The organism is Achromobacter sp. RTa (genome assembly GCF_000757485.1).
In the GTDB taxonomy this organism is placed as follows: Bacteria; Pseudomonadota; Gammaproteobacteria; order Burkholderiales; family Burkholderiaceae_B; genus Achromobacter.
On record NZ_JPYO01000027.1, the window covers coordinates 264,116 to 279,559 of the forward strand.

At 67.6% G+C, this 15,444-nt stretch carries 16 protein-coding genes; 8 read left to right on the forward strand and 8 right to left on the reverse strand.

Annotated elements, in window-relative coordinates:
• Positions 1–45: 45 nt before the first annotated feature.
• Both JL37_RS09285 and JL37_RS09290 read left to right on the forward strand, forming a co-directional pair.
• A complete protein-coding gene (locus JL37_RS09285) occupies positions 46–765 on the forward strand; it encodes a Crp/Fnr family transcriptional regulator (RefSeq protein WP_043543535.1) in 720 nt (239 codons plus the stop codon).
• A gap of 156 nt (positions 766–921) precedes the next feature.
• A complete protein-coding gene (locus JL37_RS09290) occupies positions 922–1,599 on the forward strand; it encodes a DUF1971 domain-containing protein (RefSeq protein WP_231570320.1) in 678 nt (225 codons plus the stop codon).
• A gap of 19 nt (positions 1,600–1,618) precedes the next feature.
• On the opposite strand, the gene JL37_RS09295 is transcribed toward JL37_RS09290, so the two are convergent.
• Positions 1,619–2,344, reverse strand: a complete 726-nt coding sequence (locus JL37_RS09295) for an META and DUF4377 domain-containing protein (RefSeq protein ID WP_043543538.1) — start codon at positions 2,342–2,344, stop codon at positions 1,619–1,621.
• A gap of 446 nt (positions 2,345–2,790) precedes the next feature.
• A complete protein-coding gene (locus JL37_RS09300) occupies positions 2,791–3,687 on the reverse strand; it encodes a helix-turn-helix domain-containing protein (protein WP_052097006.1) in 897 nt (298 codons plus the stop codon).
• 167 nt (positions 3,688–3,854) lie between these two features.
• Between JL37_RS09300 and JL37_RS09305 the strand changes: the two genes are divergently transcribed.
• The gene (locus JL37_RS09305) at positions 3,855–4,754 is read left to right on the forward strand and encodes a LysR family transcriptional regulator (RefSeq protein WP_043543539.1); all 900 of its coding nucleotides are present in this window, start codon (positions 3,855–3,857) and stop codon (positions 4,752–4,754) included.
• Between the two features lie 34 nt (positions 4,755–4,788).
• Here JL37_RS09305 and JL37_RS09310 read toward each other — a convergent pair whose 3' ends face one another.
• The 6 genes from JL37_RS09310 to JL37_RS09335 all read right to left on the reverse strand — a co-directional run bounded on the left by JL37_RS09310 (position 4,789) and on the right by JL37_RS09335 (position 10,692).
• Positions 4,789–5,202 (reverse strand): DoxX family protein, encoded by a 414-nt coding sequence (locus JL37_RS09310; protein WP_043543540.1) that lies wholly within the window; start codon positions 5,200–5,202, stop codon positions 4,789–4,791.
• Between the two features lie 10 nt (positions 5,203–5,212).
• Positions 5,213–7,084 (reverse strand): amidohydrolase, encoded by a 1,872-nt coding sequence (locus JL37_RS09315; RefSeq protein ID WP_043543853.1) that lies wholly within the window; start codon positions 7,082–7,084, stop codon positions 5,213–5,215.
• 99 nt (positions 7,085–7,183) lie between these two features.
• Positions 7,184–8,800, reverse strand: coding sequence for an MFS transporter (locus JL37_RS09320; RefSeq protein WP_052097007.1), 1,617 nt, complete (start codon positions 8,798–8,800; stop codon positions 7,184–7,186).
• 77 nt (positions 8,801–8,877) lie between these two features.
• Positions 8,878–9,570 (reverse strand): hydrolase, encoded by a 693-nt coding sequence (locus JL37_RS09325; RefSeq protein ID WP_043543542.1) that lies wholly within the window; start codon positions 9,568–9,570, stop codon positions 8,878–8,880.
• A 79-nt stretch (positions 9,571–9,649) separates the two neighbouring features.
• Positions 9,650–9,919, reverse strand: coding sequence for a XapX domain-containing protein (locus tag JL37_RS09330; RefSeq protein ID WP_043543545.1), 270 nt, complete (start codon positions 9,917–9,919; stop codon positions 9,650–9,652).
• A 110-nt stretch (positions 9,920–10,029) separates the two neighbouring features.
• Positions 10,030–10,692, reverse strand: coding sequence for a GntR family transcriptional regulator (locus JL37_RS09335; RefSeq protein ID WP_043543546.1), 663 nt, complete (start codon positions 10,690–10,692; stop codon positions 10,030–10,032).
• Positions 10,693–10,785: 93 nt separating this feature from the next.
• Between JL37_RS09335 and JL37_RS30370 the strand changes: the two genes are divergently transcribed.
• The 5 genes from JL37_RS30370 to JL37_RS09355 all read left to right on the forward strand — a co-directional run bounded on the left by JL37_RS30370 (position 10,786) and on the right by JL37_RS09355 (position 15,434).
• A complete protein-coding gene (locus tag JL37_RS30370; protein ID WP_129526210.1) occupies positions 10,786–10,971 on the forward strand; it encodes a hypothetical protein in 186 nt (61 codons plus the stop codon).
• On the forward strand, positions 10,968–12,344 hold the full coding sequence (locus JL37_RS09340; RefSeq protein WP_052097009.1) for an amidase: 1,377 nt from the start codon (positions 10,968–10,970) through the stop codon (positions 12,342–12,344). Before JL37_RS30370 ends, JL37_RS09340 begins: the two co-directional genes overlap by 4 nt.
• A gap of 10 nt (positions 12,345–12,354) precedes the next feature.
• The gene (locus JL37_RS09345; RefSeq protein ID WP_043543547.1) at positions 12,355–13,551 is read left to right on the forward strand and encodes a CaiB/BaiF CoA-transferase family protein; all 1,197 of its coding nucleotides are present in this window, start codon (positions 12,355–12,357) and stop codon (positions 13,549–13,551) included.
• An 18-nt stretch (positions 13,552–13,569) separates the two neighbouring features.
• Complete coding sequence (locus JL37_RS09350; RefSeq protein ID WP_052097011.1) at positions 13,570–14,376, forward strand: enoyl-CoA hydratase; 807 nt, start codon at positions 13,570–13,572, stop codon at positions 14,374–14,376.
• 80 nt (positions 14,377–14,456) lie between these two features.
• Entirely contained in the window at positions 14,457–15,434 is a 978-nt protein-coding gene (locus JL37_RS09355) for an ABC transporter substrate-binding protein (RefSeq protein ID WP_043543548.1), read from the forward strand.
• Positions 15,435–15,444: the final 10 nt, after the last annotated feature.

Sequence of the window (15,444 nt, forward strand, 5' to 3'; positions counted from 1 at the left end):
ATTGTTATCGTTTAAGATTCTCCCATTCACGTTGAAAGACCCAGAATGACAAATATCAATCTGCCCGGGCCGGCCACGGCCGCCCTGCTGGCCAGGCACCCGCTTCTGCAAGGCCTGCCGCCGGGATTGCTTCCGGAAGTGGTTGCCGGCCTGCTGCGCGGCGCCAGCCCCCTGCGCGCCGAGCCGGGGCAGGTCCTGTTCGGAGAAGGCGACGAAGCGTTCCACTATCTGCTCGTTGAAAGCGGACAGGCCGAAGTCGTGCGCTACGGCTACAACGGCGACGAACGCGTGTTCCGCGTGTTCGAACCCGGCCAACTGATCGCCGAAGCGGCCATGTTCATGCCCCACGGCCGCTACCCCATGCAGGCGCGCGCCCGCAGCCCGCTACTGGCCTGGCGCTTGTGCCGCCATCAGCTGCACGATGCATGCCGGCGCTGGCCCGACCTCGCCCTCAAGCTGCTGGCCGCGCTCAGCAAGAACCTGTACGACCAGGTGAACAAGGTGGACTGGATGACGTCCAGCTCCGCGCCGGAACGGCTGGCCAATTACCTGATGGGGCTACGCGAGCGCCAGGGCAGCACGGTGACGTTGCCGCTGAGCCAGCGCCAGCTCGCCGCGCATCTGGGCATCCGCGCGGAAACGCTGAGCCGCCTGCTCAATGATTGGCAGACCCAGGGTTATGTCAGCGGCAAACGCCGCCAATGGGCCGTGCAGGACCCGGCGTATCTGGCGCGGCTGGCGACGACGGCGAAGCGGCCGTTCTGAATTCCGCGCACCCGGAGCGCCTCCGCCGCGGGCGGGCTGGCTCCCATGACTTTTGTCATCGGCGCAACGATGGCCGCGGCGGACAATGCATGCAGATCATCTCCGTGTTCCGCCATGCCCCAGCCCTCCTCTTCCCCACCCTCCCCGGACTCCCCTGTGATCACCGAGGACGATATCCGGCAGCTGGTGCACCGCTTTTATGCCCAGGTGCGGCAAGACGAAACTCTGGGGCCCATTTTCAACGCGCGCGTGGCGGATTGGGACCATCACCTGGAGATGCTGTGCGACTTCTGGTCGTCGCTGCTATTGGGCACGCGCCGCTTCAAGGGCGCGCCGATCCCGGCGCACGCCCGCATTCCCGATCTGTCGTGGCCCTTGTTCCAGCGCTGGCTGGGCCTGTTCCACGGCGTTACCGCCGGGCTGGGCAGGCCGGCCCTGCAGGCGCAGGCCGACGCCATGGCCGAACGTATCGCCGCCAAGCTCTGGAGCGTATGGCAGCATCGGCAGTCGCTGCCGCGCCTGCCGGATGCGCCGCCCGAAGGCTTGCAGCCCTACCGGGAAAGTCCGGTGTTCACGCCCGACAATCTGCCGGCCGCCCTGCGCTCGGCGCATACGACCAAGAACGGGACATGGGGGCTATTGAAGGTGCATGCAGGCGTGCTGCGCTACACGCTGGATGATCCCCCGCACACCGAGGTGGTGCTGGCGGCGGGGCAGCAGGTCCTGATCGAACCACAGGTGCGGCACCATGTGACGTTCGAACTGCCGGGCAGTTTCCAGATCACGTTCTACCGGGCCGGCGATGCGGAACCGCCCGCCCGGTCCGGCGCCTGAGGCGCCTGCTCCGAGGGCCCTATTTCTTCCCGGAAGCGTCCTGCTCGACCACCATGTCCAGCACGTACACCTTCGACGGCGCGTCGGCGGGCGGGTTCTTCCAGTCGTACTGCTTCACGCGCAGCACGGTGCGCACGCCGTCCTGGTGTTCGTAGCCCTCGATGGACTGGTACAGCGGATGCCACTTGTCCTTGGCGGGCTGCTGAATGCCCGCCTCGTTATAGCGGCGTTCGCGCACCATCAGGCACTGATAGCCGGGAATCATGGGATGACTGCACTCCGCCTTCTTGGCGGCGACTTCCAGGAACATGATCTGGCCGGTGCTGCCGTAGAGCGTTTCGGGCGTGGGTTCGCCCACGAACTTCAGGACGCTGCCGTCCTTGGCCGCCAGTTCCAGCGCGGGCTCCGCGGTATCGCCGCTGAGCGTGGCGCGCAGATCGCCCTTCATGCGCTGGCCGATCTCCGCGTCCAGCTGCATCAGGCTTTGTTCGCATGCCTTCATGGTGGAGGCAAGGTTGGCGACGTGCAGGACGCCGTCCTTGTACGTATAGCCGCCGAACTGCGCATTGCAGCCCCCGCGGATGTTCAGGGCGTCATTGGCGAACGACAGCCGCAACTGGTGTTCGACCCCCGCCTGGAGGGCTGGGATGGATTTGCCCGAGGCATCGGTGGCGGAAGCCAGGCGCCAATAATAGGCGGGCAGCGTCACGGAGCTGGCGGGCGAGGTGGCGGCGTTGGTAGGCATGGAGGACGATCCTTCGCGAGGAGAGGAAGCCGGAGCGCAAGCTTGAAGCAGCGCAGCGCATACGGACGCAAGGAGGATGGTTTTTTTCATGATTCGGTCCTTTCAGCCGGATGGCACTGATGAAAAGCGGGATTCTACGTCCGGGGTATGGACGAATCGGCCGCGCAGGCATCCAGACCGTTTCCAAATCTTGCAGGAAACCGCCGCTCCGGACAGCGGCCCCGCCGCCGCCCAACGGCCGGCGCGCTCTGGGCCATCGGAGGCAATCGCATGTCAGCGCGAGCCGCAGCAGGCGGCCGGCCTGGCATTACATATCGATACGATACCCGCAAAATCATGCATTTCTTGCCAACGGGCCATCATCCCGCATGCAACATTCCTCCTCCGTCCGAACTCGCACGCATGCGCCGGAACCGCTCCAGGCGGAAGCAAAGGCCGCTTTTTTTCTATTTCCGCTGCTCGGCGCGCCAAGCGCGCGGAGCCAGGCCGACGTTGCGCGTGAAAATGCGCGCGAAATGGCTCTGGTCGGAAAAGCCGCATTCCGCCGAGATATCGGCCAGGCTCAAGTCCGACCGCCTGAGCAGGCCCATCGCATGCTCCAGCCGGCGCTCGCGCACCCATTCGAAGGGCGTCATGCCCATCGCCGCCTTGAACGCCCTGGCGAAGGTTGCGCGGGACATGCCGCAGTGCTTCGCGATATCGGCCAGCGTGATGTTCTGCGCCAGATGCGCTTCGACGTACTCCGCCGCCTTGGCCAGCAGGGGCCCGCCCAGCTTGCCGGCCGCCCTGCCATCCGCGCCCCGCATGCCCGCCTGGCCGTACCTGCGCAGCAGATGCGCGACCATGGCCAGCGTGAGATGCTCAATGAACATGCCGTCGCCCGGTTCGCGGCGCATCAGGCTGGGCAGGAGCGCCTGGACCAGCAGGCGCATGGTCTCGTCCTCGGCGCCTTGCTGCTGGCGCAGGCCCGGCACCTTGCCTGCATACAGTTCGCCGCCCAGTTCTTCCAGCACGTCGTTGCGTATCTGCAGCCGCACGTTGTCATAGTCCGAGAGGTGCTGGCATGCGTAGGCGCTGGTCAGGTCGGTCAACGCCATGGTGGCGCTGGAGTGGCCGCCCGCATGGATGAGCTTCCGGTCCTTCCACAGCTTGTGCGACGCAAAATCCTGCATCTGGAAGATCACGGAATGGGCATGGGCCTGCGGGATGGGCTGCACGTGCGCGTCGGCGTGGTCGCCCACGTGCCGGAACCTTGCCGCCGTCAACAGGGGCGTGCGCAAGGCCGCGATGCAGTGAGGAGGATGCGCGGGCGAAACGGGTGGCGGCTTTCCGGTAAGCGGCATGGTTTCCCTCCGTTGCTGATGCTCTCCAATGCTGTGGAACTCTACCCTAGCCAACTTGCGTGACAAGTAGGCGGCGCGCGAATCATTGTCCGTTCCTGGTTGACGAAACATGCCTGCCGGCGCGCGGCCCTGGGTAAAATGGGCGGCCATTGATTCCAGTTGGCGCCATGCAATTCGACGACGTTCGTATCTTCGCCGCCGCGGTCGAAACCGGCAGCTTCACGGCGGCCGCGGGCAAACTGCTGCTGTCGAAACAGTTCGTCAGCCGCCGGATCGCGAGTCTGGAGGCGTCGCTGGGCGTGCGGCTGCTGGTGCGCAACACGCGCAAGCTCACCGTGACCGAGCCCGGCAGGGAGTTCTACGCCCATGCGCAACGCATTCTGGAGGACGTCGCCAGGGCGGAACAGGCCATGGCGCGGCGCCGCACGGAACTGCATGGAACGCTCAGGATCAGCACGCCCATGTCCTTCGGCCTGCGCCACCTGTCTCCGCTGATCGCCGAATTCCTGCTCGATCACCCCGCCCTGCAGCTCCAGGTAATCCTCAACGACCGCCACGTGGACCTGGTCGGCGAGTCGTTCGACATGGCGCTGCGCATCGGCGCGATGCCCGATTCCACGCTGATCGCGCGCCGGCTGGGCGAGCTGCGCATGGTGGCGTGCGGCAGCCCTTCCTATCTGCGGGAGCGCGGCCTGCCCCAGTCGCCCGCGGATCTGAAGCGCCATGATTGCCTGCTGTACGGCCGGGAAGCCAGGAACGGCTGGCCGTTCGTCGTGGACGGCGAGCAGCAGACGTTCGAGGTCCGCGGGCCCTTGCTTTCCAACAACGGCGAGATCGTGCGCGACGCCGCCATCGCGGGCGCGGGCATCGCGCTATTGCCCCGCTTCATCGTGGGCGAGGCGCTGCGCGGCGGAAAACTGGTCTCGGTGCTGGAGAGCCAGGTGCCCAAGCCGCTGCCGGTCAGCGCGATCTATCCGCAGCACCGCCAGCAATCGACGAACATTTGCGCGTTCGTCGAATTCCTCGAAGGGCGCTACGCGCGCATGATGGAAAGCCTGGAAGCCTAGGGCCGTTCACCCTGAATCGAGCCTTGCACAGGTCCTAGCGCTTCCTGGCGGCCCGCGCGTTCATGGCCCCCAGCGCCAGGCCGCCGATCAGGCCCAGGTTCGCCAGAAAGGCGTTCATGTCGTGAAACCGGGCCTGCGGGTCCGGCAGATTCCAGAACGCATGGCCCATCAGCGAGGCCGCCAGCGTGAAGGCGGCCAAGGCGCCGGCGGCCAGCCAGGGCCAGACGCCGGCGACGAGCAGGATGGATCCGCCCAATTGCACGGCGATCACCAGCACCGCGAACAGTATCGGAGGATGCAGGCCGAAATGCGCGACCTCCTCCAGCGCCGATGGGAAATCCATCAGCTTGCCCAGGCCGCTCCACCAGAACGGCAGGGTCAGGACGAGCCGGGCCAGGCGCCCCGGCAGGGGCGACGAAGGCCAGGCGGCAACCGGGCGGGTCATCATGGCGCCGCTCCTAGACCGCCCAGCAGGCGCAACCCAGCGCGCCCCAGAAGGATGCCGCGTCGGCAACGGGCATGCTGCGGCGCGCCGCCCCCATGTGCTCGTGCCCATGCACGGCGCAGGCGCTGGCGCACCCGCAAAGGGCCGCCATCGAGCCCAGGTAACCGTTCTGGCCCGCCGTCTTGCGCGAGAAATAGCCGCCGAAGGCGCGGACGGGCGACCAATCCGGGGCCGGCGGGGGAATCTCCGGCGCATCCTTGGAAAAGCTGCCCGCCCCCCATACCACCTTGCCGCCCAGCAACGTCAGGTCGCTCTCGATGGCGATGATTTCATCCTCGGGCACTGTGAAGTAATCGCGGTCCAGCGCCACCAGGTCGGCCAATTGGCCCACGGCAATGCGGCCCTTCTTCCCTTGCTCGTTGGAAAACCAGGTGTTGGCTTCGGTCCACAGGCGCAGCGCGGTCTCGCGGCTTTGCCGCTGCGCGGCCGGATACATGCGCAGGCCGCCCAGGCTGCGCCCGGTCACCAGCCAGCTGAGCGAGACCCAAGGGTTGTAGGAGGCCACGCGCGTGGCGTCGGTGCCAGCGCCGACGGGCACCCCGGCCTCCAGCATCCTGGATATCGGCGGCGACTGCTCGGCGGCCGGCGCGCCATAGCGCTCCACGAAGTCCTCCGCCTGATACATCATCCGGTGCTGGACGGCGATGCCGCCGCCCAAGGCCGCGATGCGGTCGATGTTGCGCGGACTGACCGTTTCCGCATGGTCGAAGAACCAGTGCAGGCCTTCGAAGGGCTGGTCGGCGTTGACCTTCTCGAACACGTCCAGCGCCCGCGAGATGGTCTCGTCGTAGGTGGCATGCAGGCGCCAGGGCCAGCGCTGCGCGACCAGCTGGCGTATCACGGGCTCCAGGTCCGCCTCCATATTGGGCGGCATCTCGGGCCGAGGCTGGCGGAAGTCCTCGAAGTCCGCGGCGGAATAGACCAGCATTTCGCCCGCGCCGTTGTGGCGGTACAGATCGTCGCCCTGTCCCGGCCGGACCTGGCTGCCCCAGCTCTGGAAATCCTCGAGTTCCTGCTTGGGCTTCTGCGTGAACAGGTTGTAGGCCAAGCGCAAGGTGAGATGGCCATCCGCGTGCAGCTTCTCGATGATCTGGTAATCCTCGGGATAGTTCTGGAAACCGCCGCCGGCATCGATCACGCTGGTCACGCCCAGCCGGTTCAGTTCCCGCATGAAGTGCCGGGTGGAATTGAGCTGGATGTCGGGGTCCAGCTTCGGGCCCTTCGCCAGCGTAGCGTACAGGATGGTCGCGTTGGGCTGCGCGATCAGCAGGCCGGTCGGCTCGCCATTGGCGTCGCGCTGGATCTCGCCGCCCGGCGGGTTCGGCGTGTCGCGGGTATAGCCGACGGCGCGCAGCGCGGCGCGGTTCAGGAGCGCGCGGTCGTACAGGTGCAGGATGAACACGGGCGTGTCCGGCGCCGCCGCATTGATTTCATCCAGGGTGGGCAGGCGCTTCTCGGCGAACTGGTGGCGCGTGAAGCCGCCCACCACGCGGACCCACTGCGGCGGCGGCGTGTCTTGCGCCTGGCGCTTCAGCATGGCCATGGCGTCGGCCAGGCTGGGCACGCCGTCCCAGCGCAGTTCCATGTTGTAGTTCAAGCCGCCCCGGATCACGTGGGTATGGCTGTCGATCAGCCCGGGAATGACGCGGCGGCCGCCCAGGTCGATGACGCGCGTACGCGCGCCCGCCTGCGGCATGATTTCGGCCGCCGTCCCCACCGCGGTGTAACGGCCGTCCTTGATGGCCACGGCCTGCGCCTCGGGCCTGGACGGATCCAGCGTCGTGAATTTGCCTCCGTGGAGGATCAGATCGGGTTCGGTCTTCATGGATGCGCTCCTTCCCAAGGCCGCGGCGGGCGCCAGGCCCAGCGCGACCAGCGTTTTAACGGTGGCCCTGCGGTTGCGGTCGAATGGCGGCGGCATGGATCATTCCTTGCGCGCCCGCTCGGGCGCCAGATAGTGCCGCACGGCGGGCGCCTGCTCGCCCTGGTGGAAGCGGCGCACGGACACCTGCTGATCCTGGTCCGACACGGTCACGCGGTCGTGCTGGCGCAGGTGTTCCACCCAGGACGCCACCAGGAAATATTCGATGAAATGCGCGGGTTCGCCCGTGTGCTCGAAAATGCCCCAGGCGTAGGCGCCGTCGCGCCGCCGCTGCTCGCCGACCTTGTCCATCGCTTCAAGAAAGGCATCGCGCGACGCGGCGTCGACGTGGTACTCCACGGTGATCATGACGGGACCGCGGTCATGGCGCACGTCGGCGCTCAGGACGGGCGCGGGCCAATGCATGGATGGAGCCAGGTCCAGCTGGGCGCCCAACTGCAGTTTCCAGCGCCAGGTCAGCGGGATCGCCAGCAGCGCGCAAACCGCGGCCGCCAGCATGGCCTGGGGAATGCCGAAAAGGCTTGCGGCCTGACCCCACAGCAGGCTGCCGGCGCTCATCGAACCGAAGAACACCGTCACGAAAATGGACAGGCCCCGCGCCCGCACCCAATCGGGCAGCGCCGTTTGCGCGGAGACATTCAGGGAAGACAGCACGGCGATCCAGGACGCGCCCGCCAGCAGGCTGGCCGCGATCGCCGCGGCCGGCGCCGGCACCAACGCCACGACGGCCAACGTGACCGCGATGCCGCAAGTGCCCAGCATCACCACGCGGTCCGCGCCGCAGGCCTTGCGGATCCGCGGCAGCAGGAACGCGCCCAGCACCGCCCCCACGCCGACGCTGCCCAGCATGATCCCGTACAGCTCCGCACCGCCCTGCAGCACGGTGCGCACGACCAATGGCAGCAGCGCCCAGAACGCGCTGGCGAATACGAAAAACGCCACCGCGCGCACCAGGGTGGCCTTCAGTGCGCTGCTGTGGCGCGCATAGCGCAGCCCGGCCGCCATCGCGCCCCACAGCTGTTCCGGAGGCAGCGATTTGTTGCGGTCCGAAGGCGGCTTCCACCACAGCAGCGCCGCGGCAACGATGAGGAAGCTCAGCGCGTTGACGGCGAATGGCAGCGCCAATCCCACCGCGGTGATCAGGAAGCCGGCCAGCGCGGGGCCGATGGCCCGGCTGATGTTCACGCCCACGCTGTTGATGGCGATCGCCTGCTGCAGCGATTCGCGCGGCACCAGGCTGGGCACGATGGCCTGCCAGGCGGGCGCGATCAGCGCGGTGCCGGTTCCCATCGCGAGCGTGAACAAGAGCAGCGCGACGGGCGTGGCCAGGCCGGCCCACACCAGCCAGGCGAGCGCCGCCGCCACGGCGCACAGGCCCACCTGCACCATCAGCAGCAGGCGGCGCCTGTCCACGATGTCCGCCAGGGCGCCCGCGGGCAGGGAAAGAAGGAACACGGGCAGGGACGTGGCCGTCTGCACCATGGCGACCATCATCGGGGACGGAGACATGGACGTCATCAGCCATCCGGCCCCCACGTCGTGCATCCAGGTGCCGATGTTGGACAGCACGGTCGCAATCCAGAGAACCGTGAAATTGCGGGAGGCGAACGGCGAAGGGCCTTTTTCGTCGCGCGGGCGGGCGGTGGCTGCCTGGTTCATGTTTTGCTCGCTTTGGCACGCCGCGGCGCGCGCGGCGCCGGGCCGCGCCGCGCGCGCCGCGGCCGGGGTTCGAGGGATCAGGACTTGCCGGCGGCGACCGGCGCCAGGACTTCGTGCTTGGATGCGGTGCGTTCCGCCGCCTTGTGCACCATCGTATAGGCATAGTCCACGCCCATGCCATAGGCGCCCGAGTGCTCCTTGACGATCTGCATGACCGCGTCATAGGAATCGCGGCGCGCCCAGTCGCGCTGCCATTCCAGCATCACCTGCTGCCAGGTGACGGGCACGACGCCCGCCTGCACCATGCGCTGCATGGCGTAGTCGTGCGCTTCCTTGGACGTTCCGCCCGAGGCGTCGGCCACCATGTAGATCTCGTAGCCGCCCTGGTCCATGGCTTCGAGCGCAAAGCTGTTGTTGCAGACTTCCGTCCACAGGCCCGCGACGACGACCTTCTTGCGACCGGCGGCCTTCAGCGCGTCGCGCACCTTCTGGTCATCCCAGGAATTCATCGACGTGCGCTCCAGCAGCTTCTGGCCCGGGAATACGTCCAGCAGCTCGGGATAGGTATGGCCCGAGAAGCTCTCGGTCTCCACCGTCGTGATGATCGTGGGAATGCCGAAGACCTTGGCGGCCTTGGCCAGCGCCACGGTGTTGTTCTTCAGCACCTGCCGGTCTATCGACTGCACCCCGAAAGCCATTTGCGGCTGATGGTCGATGAAAATGATCTGGCAGTTATGCGGCGTCAGCAGTTCGAGTTTCGGGTTGGACATGGAGGGCTCCTTGGTCGAGCGGGTTGTGGCGAGGAATCGCCGTGAATGCCGGGTTGGCCCGGCTGCCCATGGCGGCCCGTCAGGCGGCGGGCGGATTGTCCGGGCCGCCGTCCTTGCCCTGCGCGCGAGGTGGCAGTCCGGTGATTTTTGGAGCGCATTCGCTGCTGAACCAGGAGACGGATACCGGCTCCCGGTGAACGACTCGCTTTGCGATGGGGACGAGCTGCTCGCCAATCAGCATGCCGAGCAGGCCGACCAGCGCGATGGCTGGCGGCGCGGGCGATCGCACATTGATGAGCCCGTAGATCACGCCGACGAGCACGCCGGCGCCCAGGGATATCAGATACATGGCGGGCTCCCAACCGTGAGTTGCAACGGTGGGTACTTTCCCGCAGTTCACGCGACGGCGCTAGAACGGCCGTCTCGTGGAATTTGTATTTCCGTCTCGGGGACGGCCCCTCAGTTCTTGACCATGGAACGGGGCAGGTTGATCAGGAAATCGGCCAGGCCCTTGGCGCCCTGGGCCAGGCTTATGTGACGCATCATCATCTGGTGCGCGCGCTCCGGATCGTGGGCCAGAATCGCCTCCAGCAACTCGCCGTGCTGCTCGTACGAGGCGCGCACCCTCCCCACGGCGCTGAATGCATGGCGCAGGTAGGCGCCCGTGCGGGCGCGCAGGCTGAGGAGCTCTTGCCGCAGGTATGGATTGCGGCAGCCGTGGTAGAGCACCTCGTGGAAGGCATGATTGGCCTCGCGCCATCCCTCGGCGTCATCGGCCTCGACCAGCGCCGCCGCCTCGCGATGGATGCGCGCCAGCTCCTGCCGCTCTTCGTCGGACATGCGCTGACAGGCCATGCGCGTGCACACGCCTTCCATCTCGGCCATCAGCTCCCAGATGGCCAGCAGTTCCTGCACGTCCATTCTCGCCACTTCCATGCCGTTGCGCGGCTGGCTTTCGAGCATGCCCTGCACCTTCAGCTGGATCAACGCTTCGCGCACCGGCGTGCGCGACACGCCGAAGCGCGCGGCGAGCTCCTGCTCGTCGATCGCGTCCCCGGGCTTCAGAACGCCGGCGCGGATGTCCTCCTCGACGGCCAGGCGGATGCGTTCACTGACTTTCATGGTTTTCACGTATAAAAATTCTATTGCTCTAAATTATCCCTTGTCCTATAAATATATTTATACTCGGTTAAATAATACAAGCAAGGGGAAGGAATGCCTATTCCGGACAAAGCTGAACCGTTGCTGGACGACAAGGCCGGTTTGCCGCCCTTGGCCCTGGGCCTGCGGGAGCTCCTTGCGCTGCAAGGCATCCCGGCAAGCGAGGCGCAAGTGCGCGGCGCCGCCAAGACCCTTGCCCGCCTGGCGCCGCCCGCGCCTCGGCAGGAGCCCCGGCAATGACCCCGGCCGGCCTGCCCGATGGCATCGCGGACCTGCGCGCCGCCCTGCGCAAGGGCGAAGTCGGCCTGCGGGACGCCTTGTCGCGGCAACATGCCGCATTCGCCGCGGACGCCCGGCACAGCGCCGCCGCCGTATTCGACGCGCCGGCGGAACTGCCCGATCTCGCGCTGCCGCTGGCCGGCGTCGGCCTTGCCCATAAAGACATCTTCCATCTGCCGGGCCGGGCTCCCGGCCGCGGCACGGATCCCGCGGCGGCCCAGGCCCGCCCAGGCAGCGCCGCCACGCTGATCCGCCGCCTTGAAGCCGCCGGCAGCAAGCCGCTGGCGGCCCTGGTCATGGCGGAACATGCCTGCGGGGCGACCGGCGAAAATCCCCACTACCCCTTGCCCGTGAACCCGATTGACGCGCAGGCCGCCGTGGGCGGCTCCTCCAGCGGATCGGCGGTCGCGGTGGCGGCGGGCCTGTGCTATGGCTCGCTGGGAACGGATACCGCCGGCTCCGTGCGCATTCCGGCCGCCACCTGCGGCGTCCTCGGATTCAAGCCCGCAAGAGGGTTGCTGCCCGCCCATGGAATCGCGCCGCTGGCGCCCAGCCTGGATACCGCGGGCATCCTGGCCCGCAGCGCGGCGGACGCCGCGCTCATCCTCGAAACCCTGGTTGCCCCCGCGCAGGCGCGGCGGCTCTTTCCGCAAGGCGCGGACACCTGGGCGCGCGAGTCCGGCACGGTCGCATGGCGAATCGCGACCTGCTGGGAACACCCGAATCCCTCCGTATCGCTCGACGCCGGGATTGGACGGGCCTTGCAGGAACTGGTGGACGGCCTGCCATCGGGTTCGCGGCAAACACCCGTGGCGCTCGAGGACCTGCCGGTCTGGACGCGGCTGGCGGACACCTTGCTGCACGCCGAAACCGCGGCCACCCACCAAGCCGCTCTGCGCCAGGAAGCGCCGGCCCTGACGCCGCTTACCCGCGGCGTGGCGCTGCCCGGCGCCACGCTGCCGGCGATCTGGTACCTCGACGCGCAGCGCCAGCGCAGCGCGCACACCCGCCAGTTCATCTCTCAGGCGCTGGGCCGCGCCGACCTGCTGCTGACGCCCGCCCTGCCGCGCGGCGTGCCGGACTGGCGCCAGGTCCTGACCGGCGAAGGCACGTTCGAACCGCGCCGCCTGCTGGACCTGTTCTGCTGGATGTCTTTCGTCAATTACCTGGACTTGCCCGCAATCGTCTTTCCCATCGGCCTGGATGAGCGCAAGCGGCCCATCAGCGTCCAGGCCGTCGCCCGCCCCGGACAGGAAGCCCGGCTGCTGGCGTTCGCCCGCCACGTGGAGCAGGCGCGCCCGCACGCCGCTTCCTTTCTTCCCTCACCTCCTTGAAGCCGAGACCATGCCACAACTCTCCGCCTCGCCAGCCTTGCGGCGCTTCCGTGTGCTAGACCTCTCCCGCGTGCGGGCCGGCCCCACCTGCGTGCGCATGCTCGCCGATTTCGGCGCGGACGTGATCCGGATAGAACCGCCGCCCGGCGTCGACCCCAACGAGGCGATGTTCGCGGCCGACCGCTGGAGCGGCGACTTCCAGAACCTGAACCGCAACAAGCGTTCGCTCACCCTGAACCTGAAGACGCCGGAGGGCCTGGAGGTATTCAAGCGTCTCGCGGCCGGCGCCGACGTGGTGGTCGAGAACTGGCGCCCGGACGTCAAACAACGCCTGGGTGTGGACTACGAATCGCTGCGCCGGATCAACCCCAGGTTGATCCTCGCCAGCATCTCCGGATTCGGCCAGAGCGGCCCCTATGCGCGCCGGCCGGGCTTCGACCAGATCATCCAGGGCATGGGCGGCCTGATGTCGGTTACCGGCCTGCCCGGCCAGGGGCCGGTGCGCGCCGGCCTGGCCGTCGCGGATTCCAGCACGGGCCTGTATGCCGCGCTGGGCATCCTGACCGCGCTGCTGGAACGCGAAGAATCCGGCGAGGGCCAGTGGGTCCATGCCTCGCTGCTGCACTCCCAGATCGCCATGATGGATTTCCAGGCGGCCCGCTACCTGAACGACGGCGACGTTCCTCGCCAGGAAGGCAACGACCATCCAACCAGCAGTCCCATGGGGCTGTTCCATGCCAAGGACGGCATGTTCAACCTGGGCGCCGCCGGCGAGGGCAACTGGAAGCGCTTTTGCGCTGCGCTCGAACGCCGCGACTGGGAGTCGGACCCGGAATTCGCCACCGAGAAGCTGCGAGTGGCCAACCGGCAGCGCTTGAACCGCGAGATCCAGGCCATGTTCCTGAATGGGGAGGTGGATCACTGGGTGGCGTTGCTTAACGATGCCGGCGTACCGGCCGGGCCCGTCTACTCCGTGCCGCAGATGTTCGAAGATCCGCAAGTAAAGCATCTGCAGGCCGCCCGCAGCTGCCCCGCGTGGCAAGGCGGCGAACGCACCTTGATCACGCAGCCCGTGACCCTGGCCCGCACGCCCGCCGACATCGCGCGCACCGCTCCGGGCTGGGGCGAGCATACCGAGGAAATCCTGCTCGAAGCCGGCTACGCTGACGCGGATATCGAACGGCTGCGCGACGCCCGCGCCATCTGACGCACTGCGGAGTTTTCCATGACCCAGACCCCTATTCCCGCCCCCGGCCGCCTGGACGTCGCCCTCGACGGCAGCGTCGCGCGTATCCGCATCGTGAATCCCGCGCGCTACAACGCCATGTCGCTCGCGATGTGGGAAGGATTGGCCCGCGCCGTGCGGGAAGCCGGCGTCCGGGAAGGCGTGCGCGCCATCGTGCTGGAGGGCGACGGAGACCGCGCCTTCGTGTCCGGCGCCGACATCTCCGAATTCGGCTCCCAGCGCAAGGACCCCGCGCAGATCGCCCGCTACGACGCCGCCGTCGCGGGCGCCATGCAGGCCTTGGGCGCCTGCCCCTTGCCCGTGATCGCCGCGGTGCGCGGCATCTGCATGGGCGGAGGCATGGCGCTGGCGCTGGCCTGCGACCTGCGCTATTGCACCCGCGGCTCGCGCTTTCGCATGCCGGCGGGCCGGCTCGGGCTGGGTTACTCGATGGAAGGCCTCAAGCGCATGCGCGAGATCCTGGGCACGGCGCGCACGGCGGATCTGTTCATGACGGCCAGGACCGTGGACGGCGCGGAAGCCGCCCGTATCGGCCTGGTCCAGGAAGTCTGCGCCGACGAGGAATTCACCGCGTTGGTGGCGCAGCGCGTCGGGGAGGTGGCAGGCAATGCGCCGCTCACCCTGCGCGCCGCGAAGATGGCCTTGCGCCACCTGGCGGCCGATCCCTCCGCGCCCGCCGCGCAGGAGGTGGACGACGCCGTGCGCGCCTGCTTTTTCAGCCGCGACTACCAGGAAGGCCAGCTTGCCTTCCGCGAGAAGCGGCCGCCTGTATTCACCGGAAACTGAGCGCCGTCCGGCTCGATTTCCTCCTGGCGCGGCGCCGCCGCGCCGCTCGCAGTGTTTATCAAGCAACAAGGGGAAAATGCATGAAAACGCTCTACAGGATGACCCTGGCCGCCGGGCTGTGCGCGGCCGCCTCGGCCAGCCACGCGGTTGGCCCCCGTCCGGCGCCGGCGCCCCAGAAGCAGGTGCTGACGGTGGGCTACGTCAAGGTCGGCCACCTCTCTCCCATCATCTTCGTCGCCGATGACCTGAAGGCCTGCAACGTGGAGGTCAAGCCCGTCGAATTCGTCCGCTATGCCGACGCGCGCACCGCCCTGCTGTCGGGCTCGGTGGACGTGTCCGGCATCGGGCCCGCCGACCTGGCCATCGCGCTGGCCCAGGGCAGCCAGAAGCTGGTGGGCCTGTCCGGCGTCGCGTCCTCGCCCAAATACCTGGTGACGCGCAAGGGCGTCAAGATGGACGACTGGAAGGACCTCGCCGGCAAGCGCATCGGGATCGCGCCGGGCTCGGCCGTCTGGTTCCAGTGGGCGGCCATGCTTGCCGAAAAGGGCGTGCCGTACAACACCTTCACCGCGGTGAACATCCAGGGCGGGGGCACCGCATTCGTGCAGTCGCTGCAGCGGGGGGACGTGGATGCGGTCGCCCTGTGGGAACCGTTCGAATCGCAACTGGTCGCCGACGGCACCGCCTTTTTCGCCAAGAACCTGGAGTACAGCCAGAGCAAGGCCGTAGGCGCGGAGTTGGGCCTGCTCGCCAGCACGCGCGACGCGCTGCGCGACAAGCGCGAGGCGGTCAAGTGCTTCCTGTGGGCCTACAAGAACGCAGAGGAAAGGCTCGCCAAGGATTCCGAGGCATTCGCCCAGGCGTATTCCAAGTACACCGGGCTGCCCTTGAACGTCACCCGCGAATCGGCCAAGCTGATCAAGCTGGGCGGCGTATTGGACCTGGAGCAATTGCGCCGCCAGGCCAAGACCTTCAACGAACTGGGCGTCATTCCGAAAGACGTGAGCGGACAGATCGACACGGTATGGGATGAAGGGCTCCTCAAGGAAGTCATGTGATTGCGCGGCT

Excerpts from the sequence above, each read along its gene's own strand:
- JL37_RS09285 (WP_043543535.1), top strand. The coding sequence starts at position 46 with ATGACAAATATCAATCTGCCCGGGCCGGCCACGGCCGCCCTGCTGGCC.
- JL37_RS09295 (WP_043543538.1), bottom strand. The coding sequence starts at position 2,344 with ATGCCTACCAACGCCGCCACCTCGCCCGCCAGCTCCGTGACGCTGCCC.
- JL37_RS09300 (WP_052097006.1), bottom strand. The coding sequence starts at position 3,687 with ATGCCGCTTACCGGAAAGCCGCCACCCGTTTCGCCCGCGCATCCTCCT.
- JL37_RS09305 (WP_043543539.1), top strand. The coding sequence starts at position 3,855 with ATGCAATTCGACGACGTTCGTATCTTCGCCGCCGCGGTCGAAACCGGC.
- JL37_RS09310 (WP_043543540.1), bottom strand. The coding sequence starts at position 5,202 with ATGATGACCCGCCCGGTTGCCGCCTGGCCTTCGTCGCCCCTGCCGGGG.
- JL37_RS09315 (WP_043543853.1), bottom strand. The coding sequence starts at position 7,084 with ATGAAGACCGAACCCGATCTGATCCTCCACGGAGGCAAATTCACGACG.
- JL37_RS09320 (WP_052097007.1), bottom strand. The coding sequence starts at position 8,800 with ATGAACCAGGCAGCCACCGCCCGCCCGCGCGACGAAAAAGGCCCTTCG.
- JL37_RS09325 (WP_043543542.1), bottom strand. The coding sequence starts at position 9,570 with ATGTCCAACCCGAAACTCGAACTGCTGACGCCGCATAACTGCCAGATC.
- JL37_RS09330 (WP_043543545.1), bottom strand. The coding sequence starts at position 9,919 with ATGTATCTGATATCCCTGGGCGCCGGCGTGCTCGTCGGCGTGATCTAC.
- JL37_RS09335 (WP_043543546.1), bottom strand. The coding sequence starts at position 10,692 with ATGAAAGTCAGTGAACGCATCCGCCTGGCCGTCGAGGAGGACATCCGC.
- JL37_RS30370 (WP_129526210.1), top strand. The coding sequence starts at position 10,786 with ATGCCTATTCCGGACAAAGCTGAACCGTTGCTGGACGACAAGGCCGGT.
- JL37_RS09340 (WP_052097009.1), top strand. The coding sequence starts at position 10,968 with ATGACCCCGGCCGGCCTGCCCGATGGCATCGCGGACCTGCGCGCCGCC.
- JL37_RS09345 (WP_043543547.1), top strand. The coding sequence starts at position 12,355 with ATGCCACAACTCTCCGCCTCGCCAGCCTTGCGGCGCTTCCGTGTGCTA.
- JL37_RS09350 (WP_052097011.1), top strand. The coding sequence starts at position 13,570 with ATGACCCAGACCCCTATTCCCGCCCCCGGCCGCCTGGACGTCGCCCTC.
- JL37_RS09355 (WP_043543548.1), top strand. The coding sequence starts at position 14,457 with ATGAAAACGCTCTACAGGATGACCCTGGCCGCCGGGCTGTGCGCGGCC.